The following is a 14,796-nucleotide window of genomic DNA, read 5'->3' as shown; positions in this document are numbered from 1 at the left end:
CGAGCTAAGGTAGCGCTTAAAACGCTTCTTTGGAAGATAGATTCGCGAGAACTTCTTTGCGGGTGCGCCAGACGTCGCGCCACTGTTTCTTTTCGGCGAGAGGCAGTTCGTCGGTGTGAAAGGGCGAGCCGGGCTGGGAGGATTCGCCGTAGTAGACGAAGGTTTTTGCCTGCTTGATGCCGGTCTTGCTGAATTCGAGCGCTACGGTGAAGCCGTCGCCGTGGACGGGGGTTTTGGTGCCGTTGAGCATGGGGCCCCAGGTGATGACTCGGAAGATGCCGAGGTTGCCGGGGCCGCCGTTGCCGGGGAGGCTGACACCGTTGATGGCTTCGCCGCGTGGGGCGGACGTGTTGCCGTCGGACTGGCCGTTGATTTCAAACTTGTTCACTTCGCCCCAGGGGCGGTCGGGGGCGCCGTAGGTTTTGGCGGTTTCGTCGTAGGCGGCGTCAAGCATCTGCGCGGCGAGTTTGGGGTCCTTGATGCCGCGTGGCGTGGTGAGTGGCTGGTTGTAGTCGTAGGGGACGGCGAAGTTCTGCATGGACTTGGGTGTCTGCATGCCGACGGTGGTGCCGATGAATTTTTGTGCCCAGACGTAGAAGAGGAATGCGCCGCGGGAGTTGGCTTCGGTGGTGTGGTCCCAGTTCTTGAGGATTTCGGCGGCCTTCTTTGCCTTGGGTGAGCCGTATTGTGCGACGGCGGATTGGAGATCGTCCATCATGCGGTCGGCCATCTCCATGCGGGTGGAGAACTTCTTTTGCAGCAGCATGTCGAAGGTGAATTTCTTGTCTTCGCTGAGCATGCGCAGGGCTCGGTCGGAGCGGAAGAGCGGGAAGAAGGATGAGACGTAGGCTGGGTACTTTGCGCGGTCGATCATGGTGGGCCATGCTGCGTCCCAGGGTGGCTGGTTGGAGTTCTGCACGTAGCCGCTGGCGGGGTCGACCTGCTTGGGGAGTTCGTCGTAGCTGAGGATGCCGTGCGGCATGGTGGTGGAGATTGAGCCGTCGACGGGCTTGGTCCACATGGCCCAGTCGCCGGTGCGGCGTGGGACGTTGGCGTTGAAGAGGTATTCGATGTGGCCGTCGCGGTCCGCGTACAGGATGTTGTACATGGGGACTTCGAGGCGCTTGAGTTGCGTTTGGTATTCGGCTAGGTTGTGCGCGGTGTCCATCTTCCAGTACTGCTCGAGGAAGAAGGGTTTGTCGAGGCCGGCGGCGTACAGCGCGATGGGCGTGCCGTTGTCGCGGCGGACGATGGGGCCGTGGACGGTCTTTTGCACCTGCACGATTTCGGTGGTGAGGCTGCCGTCCTTCTGCTTGATGCGGAAGGGATATTGTGCGGTTTCGTACTTGAGGACTTTGCCGTCGTAGAGGTAGCCGCCGTCCTGTTCCTTGATGGCGAATTGGAGCGCGCCGTTGTTGGTGTTCACGGTGTTGGTGATGGCGACGTAGTCAGAGAAGCAGAAGCGCATGACGGGCAGTCCGACCTGCGATGCGCCGAAGAGATTGATGCCGGGCGCGACGAGTTGCGCTTCGAAGTAGCTTTGTTCACCGGCCATGGCGAGATGCGGATTCATGAGCAGCATTGCGTTGCCACTGGCGGTGTGTGAGGGCGCGATGGCCCAGCCGTTGGAGCCGTCCTGCATGTCCATGTTGGTGGGCGAGTAAGGCGATTCGGGCATGCGAAGCTCGGCTGTTTCGGTATCGCGCGCGTTCATGAGGCGGTTGCTGGCGACGAACTCAAAGTTGACGAAGTGGTGCGTGTGCTGGACGATGTCGAGCGCGGTGATGGGCAGGACTTGCTTGGCTTCGGCGCTGAGTTTGTCGGGATGTTTGGCGGCGTAGGCGTTGATGCCAGCGGCGAAGGCTTCGAGGTAGCCACGGAATTCAGGTGTCTGTTGTGAGAGCCACAACTGCGAGCGTTTGGGGACTTCATTGAGCAAGACCCAACGGTCGGTCTTGAGGTTTTTGTCGCCGTCGCCGGGACCGTAGATTTCGCTGGAGCGGCCGCGTGATCCGGCCATGACGTGCATCAGGAGTTCGCCGTGGGCTTCGGTCTGCGCGTAGCCGTAGAGGTAGAACATGTCCGTCGTCGACTTGGCGAAGATATGCGGGACACCCCATTTATCCCAGAGAATCTCAGAGCCTTTCTGCGGCTTGTACTTCGGCTGTGCAAGGGCAGGGAGGCACGCGGCTGCGATGAGGGCAGCAGAGAGAATACGGCGGCGCAAGGGCATGGACGGCTCCTCGTGTGTCGCTGAGATGAATGGGGTACTGAGGGGAGATTAACAGATGGGGGATATCTGCAAGAACCGCCATCTTTGCGATGGCGGTTCGTTATTATGCCTTGTCTTCTGGGAAGAGACGGATATCTGCTACGTTGCGATACTTTTCTGCGTAGTCCATGCCGTAACCAATCACGAAGCGATTGGGGATGCTGAAGCAGACATAGTCGGCTTCGATGGGAACGAGACGGCGCTCCGGCTTGTCGAGGCAGGTGGCGATCTTCAGCGATGCGGGCTTGTGCTGGAGCATGAGGCGACGCAGGTAGCTGAGGGTCAGGCCGGTATCAAGAATGTCTTCCACCACGATGACATGCTTGCCTTCAATGGGAGTGTCGAGGTCCTTAATGAGCTTGACTGCTCCACTGGAGGTCTTGCCTTTGCCGTATGAGGACACTGCGACGAAGTCGAAGGTGTTGTCCACTTCAATGGCTCGCGCGAGGTCAGCGAGGAAGATTGCGGCTCCCTTGAGCACGCCAACGAGGACGATACTTTCGCCTTTGTAGTCGTCGCTGATCTGTTTGCCGATGGCTTTGACGCGCTCGGCGATCTCGGCGGCGGAAAAGAGAATGTCACATTCGGAGGCGGGAACTGCGGGTGTGGTGGGCTGTGCCATGAGGTATAGCGTAACCGATTGACGCCCTGTACGGTTCATCCCCGATATACTGGGTGAAGCGCATGTTTCCGTATCTTCACCTCGGCTCAGTGACCCTGGGCACCTTTGGCATCCTGATGTGGCTTGCGGCCGTGACCGCGGCCTGGGTGCTGCACCGTTCCTTTGTACGCGCCGGCGTTACCGCAGATGCGATTGTGGTGGTTGCCACGGTCATGATTGCCGGTGTGATCGGCGCCAAAGTCTGGCACGAACTGCAGAATCCTTTTGCCCTGCGTATGCAGATGGAGGAGATCATTCTGCCCGGATGGCATGAGCCGGGACAGGTGATTCTGCGTTTTCTGCATTGGTTCCAGGCAGGGTTTGCGTGGTTCGGCGGTCTGCTGTTCGGCGTGGGAACGCTGATGTGGCAGGGGCGTTCGCTGAAGATTGGCGCTGTCCGCATTCTTGATTTTGCGGCTCCGGCGGCTGCCGTTGGTTATGGTGTGGGGCGTATTGGCTGCCTTACGTCTGGCGATGGCGACTACGGTATCGCCACGAAATTGCCGTGGGGTGTTCATATTCATGACGACGCGCTGGATCCGCCACAGCCGAATCCTCCGGATCTGCGCGTTCACCCAACGCCGGTGTACGAGTTCCTATTTTCACTGGCGCTTGGCTGGTACCTGTGGGTTCGTGGGCGGAAGAACCTGCCTGTTGGTCAGCTTACTGGCGAATACCTTGCCATTAGCGGCGTTGGCCGTTTCCTGGTGGAGATCATTCGTCGCAACGAGAAGCTGTATCTGGGCATGAGCAATGCCCAGGTGGCTGCGCTGGCGACGGTTGTGATTGGACTGATTCTGATTGCGCTGGCAAAGCGTCAGCTTGCGCCCGAAACTGCCGAAGGCGTTTAAAGCTGTTTTAGAAAAGCCTTCGCCTCTTCCAGTTCGGGGAACAAACGTTCCTCGGCCTGGAATTCGCGCGAGTGGACGCAGCGACGCCCGGCACGTACGCGCACTGGATGTTTCAGGTGAAGCATCTCGTGGTACATGAGGTATTCAATCGCGTAACGCGGCACCTTGGGGCCGTCGAAGATGCGGCTCACCACGATGGTGTTGTGTGCGGCGTCGTAGTGGCCCAGCATTCTGCGGGCGCGGTGTGCGCTCCATGTCAGCACAGGACGGCCTAACAAGCCGTGAAAGAAGCGGCGATTGATGGTTTCGAAGACCTCTTCCAGGTCGTAATAGTGGCCCAGATGCGTGTGAATCTGTTTGCGGCCACGCGTTTGTCGCGCTTGTTCTGCCTGTCTGCTTACTACTTCGGATTGCGTGTACCGGCGATAGCGATCGTTGTGAAACGCCTCGATCGGTTTGCGGTAGAGCTTGGCAAGAAGGATGTGCGCGATGGCCTGGAGGACGGATGGCGGAGCGCCTTCGAGCAAGTCAGAGAGACTTACGTGCAGTCGGCCTTCGCGCAGCCGGATCGTGGTATTGAGCGAGACGAATCGCCTAAATTTGATTTCAAACGGGGGCATGGGCGCACGCGGTCGAAGATCGCGATACGCAACCTGAAAGATCTGTTGCAGTTCCAACGGTGTCACTACGAGTAGTGTAAATGGGCGCGTTATTCGTGATGAACTTCGCCTACGCCGCCTGGGTTCGCATTCTTATCTGGCGGATGCGCTTTGAAGTATGCGGCCTGTGCCGGGATCATTTCTGTGACTTCAGCCTTTACGTCCGCAACAGTTTCCAACGCGAGCTTTCGCGTGAGCTCATAGCTATCGTCTACGGGGGGTTGCTTTAGAACGCTCTCCCACCGCTCCATAGCTGTGACGAGTTTTGGGAGCGGTTTTCGTAGATCGCGATGCGCCTTGTCGTACTCCTCAAGGTTGTCTTCAAATTCGTCGACCAATCCGGAGATCTCGTCCATGTTCTGTTTCAGATCTTCACGGCGGCCCTGTGCGCGCTTGTCGGCAAGGATGGATTGCATGCGCTGCACGCGGGTTTCGATGATCTGCTGAAACACGACCACGCGCTGCGCCGGGTCGGCAGCGGCATCGCGGATCTTTTCTTCTTCTGCTTCGGAGATGGCCGTGGAATGCCTTTGACCATGTGCGGAAAGAGCACACAGTAAGAGCCACCCACATATGCGGAGAACGCGCTTCGCCACCATTTGCTTACTTGGCAAAGACCGCACTCAACAACGATGTCTGCGCCTGATCCAGTCGCTTAAGTGCCGACTGCACCATGGGCTTCATGTCGCCGGAAGCTTCGCGCACCAGATCTTTCAATCGCCGATTCGTGGTGTGCAACAGCATTTCAGCCTTTTTCATGCCTTTGCTGTCGAGCTTCAGGGTAATTTCCATCTGCGCCGTGCAGGCTTCGAGTTGCTTCAGCGTGGCCTGCGCGTGTTCTTCGTCACCGTCAGCAATCTGTTTCGTAGCCAGCAAGCTGATTTTGTCCGCCAGATCGGCGAACAGTTGCATCTGATCGCGCGGGGCCGCTTGTTCCGCGCGCAGTTGCAGCGTGGCAATCATTGAGGGATCGATCGTGGCGAGGTTATCCGCAGCATGGAGAGCCAGCGGCATAAGAGCCATCATGGCGCCACAGCATGCGGCGGCGCGGAGTCGCGAGGGAAGCGAAGGGGGAAATACATGAGACCGGAACTGCGAGGGTACTGCGAACTGCATAGCACACCTCCCCAAAGCCGGGGCACATACGGAGGCCTACTTGGTTCTTGTCAGGATTTGCAGCCGCTGCTGCGCCTGCCACTCCTGATCCGGATACTTACCACCAGACTGTGACAGAAACTGGCGGTATGCATCCACCGCCTGTTTCGTGTGATGCAGAGTATCATGCGCCGACGCCGCTAGAAATGTAAAGGGGGCAGATGAGGGCGCCAGCGGTTCCCGGATTGCCAATGCTTTCAGCACCGTGGCGGCGTCCTTGTTGGAAGAGGCGGCGAACGCCAGTTCTCCTGCCGCCTGCGCCAGAGCAGCTTTGGAAGGGAATTTGTCGGGCTGGGAAACGGCTTTCTGCAGCAGGGGTTCGGCTTCGGGCGAGCGGCGCAGCCGGATGAGCGTGTCCGCTGCTTCCGTCATGAGTGTTACGTCGTTCGGCGAGGTCTTCAGCAGGGCTGTGTAGATGGGTTCGGCCTTTTCCGGGGCACCTGAGGCGGAATACGCTCGCGCGAGAAGCATGGTTACGGCTACGTTTTCGGGCTCGTCCGCATGGAGGGATTGCAGTGCGGGTAATGCCGTTTCAGGCTTGCCTTGCAGCAGTTGTTCCGATGCGCGTTCGGCAAGCAGCGCATGGTTGCCGGGATGCTGTGCAAGTGCGCTGGTCAGCACCTGTTCTGATTGGGTGAATTTCTTTTGACGGGTTAGCGTCCGGGCGTATCCCAGGGCCACGTCTACGCTGGCCGGATTGAGCTTGGATGCGTGTGCGTAGGCCTGAGATGCGGCGTCATCGTCGCCCATGGCTTCGGCAATTTCTGCGGCGGTGGCGGCATCGTCTGGAGTTTCAGGAGAATACTTCAGGGCTGAAAGGAGGTCGTTGCGCGCCATGGTCGGGTTCGATTTGAGATCGAGTTCCGCGAGAGCTCGCCAGGCGCGTGCAAGTAGATCTTTTTCTGCGGTTTCGATCTTTGTTGCGGAACGTAGTTGATCCTCGGCCTTGGTTGTTTCGCCCATGCGTGCGTAGAGCAGACCTAGCGATACGTGCGCGCCTGCGTCGTCGCTCTTTAGCGCGATGGATTTTGTGTAGGCCGCTGCGGCTTCTGCGTCATGGTTGAGAGCGTCTTGCGCGAATCCCAGGTCGTAGAAGACGCGGGCGTTGGTCTGCGACTCGGTTGCGAGCGGAGTTAGCAATGTGACTGCGTCGGCATACTTGCCGTTGGCGATGGCGTCTTCTGCTTTTGCCAGCGTGGCCTGCGAAGCGGAGGGCGCAGCTTGATCTTGTGGCACGGCAGATGTGGTGCCGGGAGGCATTTCCATCTGCGCTGCTACGGGAAGTGAGAGCAGCAAAGCTGCCGCGAGAATCTTCATGCTACTGCGCCTTCTAATACGGGTTTCAGGAAGCGGCCGGTGTATGACTCTGGCACGCGCGCGATCTCTTCCGGTGTGCCCACTGCGACGACTTGTCCGCCGGCGGAGCCGCCTTCCGGGCCCATGTCGATGACCCAGTCGGCGCTCTTGATGATGTCCATGTTGTGTTCGATGACCAGCAGCGAGCCGCCGCCGTCGATCAGTTTGCGGAAGGCTTGCAGCAGTGTTGCTACGTCGGCAAAGTGCAGGCCTGTTGTTGGTTCGTCGAGGATGTAAAGTACTCGGCTGGCGGCTTTCTTTGTTTCACCGCGCGGTGAAGTGGAGCGGATGTTCGCGAGGTGTGACGCGAGCTTTACACGCTGTGCTTCACCGCCCGAGAGCGTTGTTGCTGACTGGCCGAGACGGACGTAGCCGAGTCCGACTTCTTCGAGGACCTGTAAGCGATCCACGATTTTCGGATTGCCGGCGAAGTAGTGAACTGCATCGCGGACGGTCATGTTCAGCACGTCGTGGATGTTGCGGTTCTTGTACTTGATGTCGAGAATGCCCGGCTTGTAACGTGTGCCGTTGCATTCTTCGCAGGGGAGTTCGACGTCGGCGAGGAACTGCATTTCGACCGTGACGGTGCCGTCACCTTCGCAGGTATCGCAGCGGCCGCCGGGGACGTTGAAGCTGAATGAACCGGCGGTGTATCCCTTGCGGCGTGCATCCGGTTGCGAGGCGAACAGTTCGCGGATGGCGTCGAAGGCTTTGATGTAGGTGACTGGGTTGGAGCGCGGTGTGCGGCCGATTGGCGATTGATCTACCAGCACTACTTCACGAATGAAGTGTGTTCCGGTGAGTTCGCGGTATAGCTGCTGGACGTCGCTGCTTACTCCTTCTACGCCGAGCGAAAACTCGAGTGCGCGATGGAGTACCTGGTGGACGATGGTGCTCTTGCCGGAGCCGCTGACGCCGGTGACGACAGTTAACATTCCTAACGGAATTTCGATGTCGACGCCGCGCAGATTGTGGATGCGCGCACCCTTGAGTTTGAGCATTTCGCGCGTGGGTTCGCGGCGTTCTGCGGGTACGGGGATGCGTGAACGACCGGAGAGGTATTTGCCGGTGATGGAGTGGTCGTCCTTGCGAATTTCTGCGACGGTTCCGGTTGCGAGGAGTTGACCGCCGAGTTCGCCTGCGCCGGGGCCGAGATCGATGAGGCGGTCTGCGCTGGTGATGACGTCGGGATCGTGCTCCACGACGAGGATGGTGTTGCCGAGGTCGCGGAGTTCGTGAAGGATCTTAACCAGTTTGGCGGTGTCGCGCGAGTGCAGGCCGATGGAGGGTTCGTCGAGCACGTAGAGTGCGCCGACAAGGCGCGAGCCTAGTGACGTTGCGAGCTGGATGCGCTGCGATTCGCCACCGCTCAGCGTGGAGGACAGGCGGTCGAGCGTGAGGTACTCAAGGCCTACCTGTTCGAGGAAGCTAATGCGTTGGCGGACTTCTTCGAGGATCTTTCCGGCGATTTCGGTTTGTGCGGGCGATAGCTTCAGTCCGTCGAAGAAGGCGCGGGCTGCGCTGATGGTGAGGCCTGCGGCTTCGCAGATGTTCTTCTCGTTCAGCAGTACTGCGCGGGCTTCTGCACGCAGGCGTTGACCGCGGCAGTCGGGGCATGGGGCGTAACCGCGGTACTTGGATAGAAAGACGCGGACGTGCAGCTTGTACTTCTTCGTGTCGAGCAAGCGGAAGAAACCACGGATGCCGGGAAAGCCTGTGCCGCCATCCCAGATGGCATTCTGCTGCGCTGGTGTCAGGTCATACCAGGGTGTCTTCAGCGGGATGTTGTTGGCCTGCGCGAAGCGCTTCATGACGCCGTGGTATTCGCGGTACTTTGGTTTCGTCCACGGATCGATTGCGCCTTCGTCCAGCGTCTTTGATTTGTCGGGGATGATGAGGTCGGGGTCGAAGTCGATGGTGTTGCCGAAGCCCTGGCAGCGGGGGCAGGCGCCGAAGGGATTGTTGAAGCTGAAGAGACGTGGTTCCGGATCGCGGTAGGCGCGATGGCAGTTCACGCACTCGAATGCTGCGGAGAAGCGTAGTCGCTGGGGTTGGGTTTCATCACGGGGGGCGGTGAGGAAGACGATCTCGCCACTTTCGCGGTAGCCGGTTTCGATGGCGTCGACAATGCGCGAACGTACGTCGGCGCTGACGCTGAGGCGATCGGCGAGGACGTAGATCGGTTCGCTGAAGTTGAGTTCGAGCAACGATTCCGGCGTGGAGAACTCAACGATGTTGCCGTTTTGAAAGAGGCGATTGAAGCCGCGGCGACGTAGTTCGACGAGCCGTTCTTTCAATGGCTCAGAGGGATCGACGATCGTTTGTTCTGCGGTCTTGGTTTTCTTTGTCGCTAGTTTTTTGGGCTTTGGCTTGGGAGCTTCTTCCACCACAGGGAGAGCGAACTCCTGCATGGGCTCCAGCACAACTTCGCGCCGCACGATGGGGAAGAGTGCGTAGAGTCGTGCGCCTTCTTCCATTGCGAGAACCGCAGTCGCAATTTCATCGACTGTGTCGCGCTTCACGATGCCGCCGCAGTGAATGCATGTGACGGTGCCGCAACGTGCGTAGAGCAGTCGCATGTAGTCGTAGATTTCTGTTGCGGTGGCTACGGTTGAGCGCGGATTGCGGGTCTGGTTCTTTTGCTTGATGGCGATGGCCGGAGCGAGGCCGTCCATGTGTTCTACATCGGGCTTTTCGATGCGCTCGAGGAACTGACGTGCGTATGCAGAGAGGGATTCCACATAACGGCGTTGGCCTTCTGCATAGACCGTGTCAAACGCAAGCGAGCTCTTACCCGAACCCGACACGCCGCTCACCACGGTGAGCATGTTGTGTGGGATGTTGACGTCGATGCCCTTGAGGTTATGCGTGCGTGCGCCACGGATCACGATGTGATCGTTGGGGGATACTGCTTTTTGTTCCACTGCGACGCTGCCCTCCTGATGAGAGTGAAGCGGAGCGGATGGACCTGTTTTCTTCTCAGGCGCCACGAACTTCTCCTTCAGATGCAGACGACGCTGCTTCTTCCTGCGGCCAGATCATCTCCGCCAGCAGCAACACAGCGCCCACGCAGATGGCCGAATCTGCGACGTTGAAGTCTGGCCAGTGATAGGTACCGATGTGGACTTCAAGGAAGTCCACGACGTAATGCAGCACGGCGCGGTCGTACAAGTTGCCGATGGCTCCGCCCAGAATGAGAGCGAAGCCGACGCTGGCGGCAGACCATGTCTTGCCATAACGCCACAGCAGAAATGCAATGCCAACGGTGACCAGTAGTGAGAACACTACGAGACCAAGACGCACTGCGATGGGTGAAGCCGAATCCGCAAACATGGAGAACGCTGCGCCCGTGTTCAGAACATGCGTGATGCGAAACACTCTCGGGATCACGACGATGCCTGTGCCGCTTTCGATGTGCGTCGCCACAACGATCTTGGTGATGCGATCGAGCGCGATGACGGCGACTGCGATGAGCAGCAGCCACCACCGCGCGTCACGCGAGGTGCTGGATTTGGAATGCAGTGTCTCGCTCAAGACGTCTACTCCTGTGCGTACGGTTGAAAGGCGATCTTCTCCAGCGCATCGGCACATCGTGCGCAGACCGTGGGGTAGCGGCCTTCGTTGCCGACGTCGTCTGTGAAGCGCCAGCAACGTTCGCAGCGTGTGCCTTCCGCTTTTACAAAGCGAACTTCCACGGGCGCGTTTTCTGTCTGCTTCAGCACAACCTGCGACACGCCAAACAACTCCGGCAGCTGGCGCTCGTATTTCGAGAGTGCAACGGCGATATCACCGCTTGGCACGTCGACTTCAAGACGCGCTTCCAAAGCCTTGCCGATCTCCTTTGCCGCGCGTGCTGCCTCCAGCACTTTCAGCGCTGCTTCGCGCACCGTGCGGATTTGCGCCATGTCCTTCAACAGTTCAGACGAAGCAGGCGCGAGATCAGAAGCAGCAGGGAACTCTGCAATGTGAACGCTCTTTGCACGTCCGGCAACTTCCGGCAGATAGCCCCAGACTTCGTCTGCAGTGAAGGAGAGGATTGGAGCGATCAAGCGCACGAGAGTTTCGGTGATCTTCCATACCGCTGTCTGCGCGCTCAAACGACGCGTGTCCTTCGGAGCCAGCGTGTAGAGGCGGTCCTTCAGAACGTCGAGATAGAAAGCTGAGAGTTCGGAGTTACCGAACTCGTTCAGTGCATGGAAGACGCGATGGAACTCGAATTCGTCGTATGCTTTGCGAACCTTTTCGACGAGTTCGGAAGCACGCGCCAGCATGTACTGATCGAGCGCTTCCATCTGATCCCATGCCACTTCGTCGGTTGCAGGGACGAAACCATCGAGATTGGCGAGAAGGAAGCGGAATGTGTTGCGCAGCTTGCGATAGATCTCTTCTGCAAGGCGCTTCATCAGCGGTACGGATGCGATGACATCTTCGCGGAAGTCGACCGATGCGACCCAGAGACGAACGATGTCGCCGCCGAGTTCATCCATCACCTTGACGGGATCAACGCCGTTGCCGAGTGACTTCGAGAAGGCACGACGCTGCTCATCGAGTGTCCAACCGGAAGTGGCAACGTACTTGTAAGGCGCAACGCCGCGAATTGCAACACTTGCGAGCAGCGACGAATGGAACCATCCGCGATGCTGATCGCCACCTTCCGTGTACATGTCGGCGGGGAAGCGAAGTTCCGGCTCTGATTCAAGCACGGCATGCCACGAGGAACCCGACTCAAACCAGACGTCGAGGATGTCCATTTCCTTGCGGAATTCAGTGTTGCCGCATTTGCAGCTTGTTCCTGCCGGCAGAAGCTCTTCGGCGCTGTACTTGTACCAGGCATCAGCGCTTTCTGCTTCGAACTTCTTCACGATGGATGCGTTGATTGCAGCATCGTTCAGAGGCTCATGACACTTCTGGCAGAGGAACACCGCGATGGGCACGCCCCAGATGCGCTGGCGACTCACGCACCAGTCCGGGCGCGTGGCGATCATGTTGCTGATGCGCTCCTGGCCCCACGACGGATCCCACGTGACCTTGGCGATTTCATCCAGAGCGCTTTGACGGAAGGTGCGGCCGTCGGGCATCTGCGTTTCCATGCCGATGAACCACTGTTCCGTGGCGCGATAGATGACGGGGCGGTGGCAACGCCAGCAGTGCGGATAGCTGTGATGGATTTCGCTCTGCGCCATGAGTGCGCCGCGATCCTTGAGCAATTCGATGATGGGCGCGTTCGCCTTGTGGACGTTGAGGTTGTCGTATTCGGGCAAGCCGTTGCGAAGACGTCCTGCTTCATCGACATCGCATGCCTGGCTCAACGCATATTTCTTGCCGGTGGCAAAGTCGTCCGGGCCGTGGGCTGGCGCGGTGTGAACGCCGCCTGTGCCTTGTTCCGTGGTGACGTACTCGGCCATGACGCCGAGGATTTCGCGTGGCAGGAAGGGGTGCGCAAAGGTTGCACGTTCCAGCTTCTGGCCGTGGAAGCGCGCGAGGATTTCAAACGCAGGCAACTGCGCCGCTGCACTCAGCGACTCAAGCAGGTCCATGGCAACGATGTAGACGTTGCCTTTGCCCCAGGTGGCGTTGTCTTCGGCGATCTGGATGGCTGCGTATTCAAATTCAGGATGGAACGCGATGGCGAGTGATGCTGGCAGGGTCCACGGAGTGGTCGTCCAGATGAGTCCGAAGACATCCAGGTTCGCCAGCGCGGGATCGATCTTTTCCGGCGCCGAGGTCAGTGCGTAGCGCACGTAAACGCTGGGCGACGTGTGCATCTCATACTCGACTTCCGCCTCGGCGAGCGCGGTTTTGTCGTGCATGCACCAGTAGACGGGGCGCAAACCCTTGTAGACGAAGTTCTTTTCGAAGAAGGCGTAGAAGGTTTCGAGGATGCGGGCTTCGTAGCCGAAGCTCATCGTGAGGTAAGGATTGTCCCAGCGACCGAGCACGCCCATGCGGACGAACTGCGACTTCTGAAGATCGACGTACTTCTGCGCATATTCGCGGCACTGCTGGCGGACGGTGAGGGCGTCCATCTCGAGCTTTTTGCGGCCAAGTTGTTCGTCGACTTTGATTTCGATGGGCAGGCCGTGGCAGTCCCAACCGGGGACATAGGGCGCGTCGAAACCGGCCATGGTCTTGGACTTCACAACGAAGTCTTTAATGCACTTGTTCAGCGCATGGCCGAGGTGGATGGCGCCATTGGCATACGGGGGGCCGTCATGCAGGATGTATTTTTCGCGGCCTTCGCGGCTCTGGCGGATTTGACCGTACAGGTCGGATTCGTTCCATCCCTGCAGGCGCGCCGGTTCATTGCCGGGCAGGTTAGCCTTCATGGGGAAGGCGGTTTTGGGCAGGTTCAGCGTATCTTTCAACTGAACGGGCAACTGCTGCGGCGTATTCGCCTGATCCATCCTGTTCCTCGTGGGCCCCGGCTTTGACGTACCGGCACTTACGGCCAGTCGCTCCCGTCGCAGCGCCCAAACTCTTATTGTAAGCGGTGTTGTGTCATCGCCGTGAGAATGGGAACTTCCGCATTCCAGACTTCGTATCTTTGCGTTGTGACTAATGCGAGGTTTCGCGCGTCAAACAGGGTACACAGCAGTTGGCGCTGTTGTGTGCCCGGACCTGACGCCGGGGTATTCGCTTTTGTACAATGCGGACGGACGCCAAAGACGCCGCACCCCGGCTTGTGTACTCTGAAATCCGGCACTGTTTTGTGAGCCGGCGGATCGAAACGAATCCGGAGCACGCAGCCACAGAAAGTTTCCGCACGCGGTTGAAGCGTGCCGAGTGATAGAGATCAAGAGGCGATGGCGACAATACTTCAGGAACCGCCCACAGAACATAGCCGCCGTACCGACGCCGGACCAAACCTCGGCGAACCGGAAGAGCTGAAATCCACTAGCCCGTTTACGTCGCTGGTGGACAACATCAAGGACGTCTTCTTTCCGGAGAAGCTTCCGCCGCTTGTTCTTGAATCGCAGCCGATCGCCGTCGATAACCCGATGGACGTTAAGCGCGATCCGAAGTCGACTGCGGTGGCTGTTGTTGTCCATGCGCTTATCTTTCTTCTGATCTGGTACATCGGCAAAAAAGTCATCACAGTGGTAGTGGCCAAGAAGCCGCAACTTACGCAGGTTTCCTTTGATACACCCGCACCGCAACCTCCCATCAAAGCACCTGCCAAGCAGGCAATGGGCGGCGGTGGTGGTGCGCCTGATATTGCTCCGGTAACCAAGGGACGTCTGCCAAAGTTTGAAGCGCACCCGATTGTGCCGCCGTCGAATCCGCCGAAGATTGAGCCGAAGCTGACGGTCGATCCGGCGATCAACGTGCAAACGAACCTGCACATGACCAACAACAACATGCCGAACCTTGGCATTCCGAATGCGCCGAATGTTGGCGTGGCATCGCTGGGTAACGGTAGTGGCGGTGGTCTGGGCAGCGGTCGCGGTAATGGCCTTGGACCTGGCGAAGGCGGCAATACCGGTGGCGGAGCTTACAGGATCGGCGGCGACGTTTCAGCTCCTGTGCTGATCTACCAGGTTGATCCGGAGTTCAGCGAAGAAGCCCGCAAGGCGAAGTTCCAGGGTGAAGTGCTAGTGCATCTGATTGTGGATGCGCAGGGACGGCCTACGAACGTGAAGGTGATTCGTCCGGTGGGTATGGGACTGGATGAAAAGGCACGTGAGGCGGTGGCGCAGTACAAGTTCCGTCCGGCTCGTAAGGGCGGTCAGCCTGTGCCGGTGGAACTGAATGTCGCTGTGAACTTCCAGATCTTCTAGCGGAGTTCAGAAACGAAATAAGAATGCCCGCGTCCTCTGGATGCGGGCATTTCTTTTTGCTATC

General features: G+C 58.7%; 11 protein-coding genes. 2 read left to right on the top strand and 9 right to left on the bottom strand.

The annotated features are described in order from the left end of the window. Nucleotides 1-16: 16 nt before the first annotated feature. Together M504_RS02765 and hpt are read right to left on the bottom strand one after the other, a co-directional pair. Nucleotides 17-2,233 carry a penicillin acylase family protein gene (locus tag M504_RS02765; RefSeq protein ID WP_052200271.1) on the bottom strand — a complete coding sequence of 739 codons (2,217 nt, stop codon included), beginning with the start codon at nt 2,231-2,233 and terminating at the stop codon, nt 17-19. A gap of 103 nt (nt 2,234-2,336) precedes the next feature. After that, complete coding sequence (gene hpt / locus M504_RS02760; protein ID WP_047493198.1) at nt 2,337-2,894, bottom strand: hypoxanthine phosphoribosyltransferase; 558 nt, start codon at nt 2,892-2,894, stop codon at nt 2,337-2,339. A gap of 62 nt (nt 2,895-2,956) precedes the next feature. On the opposite strand from hpt, the gene M504_RS02755 reads away from it, so the two are divergent. Beyond that, nucleotides 2,957-3,784 carry a prolipoprotein diacylglyceryl transferase gene (locus M504_RS02755; RefSeq protein ID WP_047487701.1) on the top strand — a complete coding sequence of 276 codons (828 nt, stop codon included), beginning with the start codon at nt 2,957-2,959 and terminating at the stop codon, nt 3,782-3,784. Here the strand turns inward: M504_RS02755 and M504_RS02750 are convergent. Genes M504_RS02750 through ileS form a run of 7 tightly spaced genes read right to left on the bottom strand, consistent with a single transcriptional unit; the run spans nt 3,781 to nt 13,358 of the window. Next, nucleotides 3,781-4,470 carry a M48 family metallopeptidase gene (locus tag M504_RS02750; RefSeq protein WP_047487698.1) on the bottom strand — a complete coding sequence of 230 codons (690 nt, stop codon included), beginning with the start codon at nt 4,468-4,470 and terminating at the stop codon, nt 3,781-3,783. The two genes, M504_RS02755 and M504_RS02750, sit on opposite strands and share 4 nt — an antisense overlap. 23 nt (nt 4,471-4,493) lie before the next feature. Continuing rightward, nucleotides 4,494-5,057 (bottom strand): hypothetical protein, encoded by a 564-nt coding sequence (locus M504_RS02745; protein ID WP_156993451.1) that lies wholly within the window; start codon nt 5,055-5,057, stop codon nt 4,494-4,496. Continuing rightward, nucleotides 5,047-5,559: a hypothetical protein gene (locus tag M504_RS02740; protein WP_156993448.1), complete on the bottom strand. Its 513-nt coding sequence runs from the start codon at nt 5,557-5,559 to the stop codon at nt 5,047-5,049. Before M504_RS02740 ends, M504_RS02745 begins: the two co-directional genes overlap by 11 nt. Nucleotides 5,560-5,595: 36 nt before the next feature. After that, complete coding sequence (locus tag M504_RS02735) at nt 5,596-6,915, bottom strand: tetratricopeptide repeat protein (protein WP_047487691.1); 1,320 nt, start codon at nt 6,913-6,915, stop codon at nt 5,596-5,598. Next, complete coding sequence (uvrA, locus tag M504_RS02730) at nt 6,912-9,878, bottom strand: excinuclease ABC subunit UvrA (RefSeq protein WP_047493192.1); 2,967 nt, start codon at nt 9,876-9,878, stop codon at nt 6,912-6,914. Before uvrA ends, M504_RS02735 begins: the two co-directional genes overlap by 4 nt. A 55-nt stretch (nt 9,879-9,933) precedes the next feature. Further along, nucleotides 9,934-10,488 carry a signal peptidase II gene (gene lspA / locus M504_RS02725; RefSeq protein WP_052200266.1) on the bottom strand — a complete coding sequence of 185 codons (555 nt, stop codon included), beginning with the start codon at nt 10,486-10,488 and terminating at the stop codon, nt 9,934-9,936. A gap of 5 nt (nt 10,489-10,493) precedes the next feature. Next, entirely contained in the window at nt 10,494-13,358 is a 2,865-nt protein-coding gene (ileS, locus tag M504_RS02720) for an isoleucine--tRNA ligase (RefSeq protein ID WP_047487688.1), read from the bottom strand. 399 nt (nt 13,359-13,757) lie between these two features. Here ileS and M504_RS02715 point away from each other — a divergent pair, with 399 nt between their 5' ends. Beyond that, a complete protein-coding gene (locus M504_RS02715) occupies nt 13,758-14,732 on the top strand; it encodes an energy transducer TonB (protein ID WP_047487685.1) in 975 nt (324 codons plus the stop codon). Nucleotides 14,733-14,796 lie beyond the last annotated feature (64 nt).

Source organism: Terriglobus sp. TAA 43, from assembly GCF_000800015.1.
Classification (GTDB): domain Bacteria; phylum Acidobacteriota; class Terriglobia; order Terriglobales; family Acidobacteriaceae; genus Terriglobus.
This window is presented reverse-complemented; position numbering and strand designations above follow the sequence as displayed.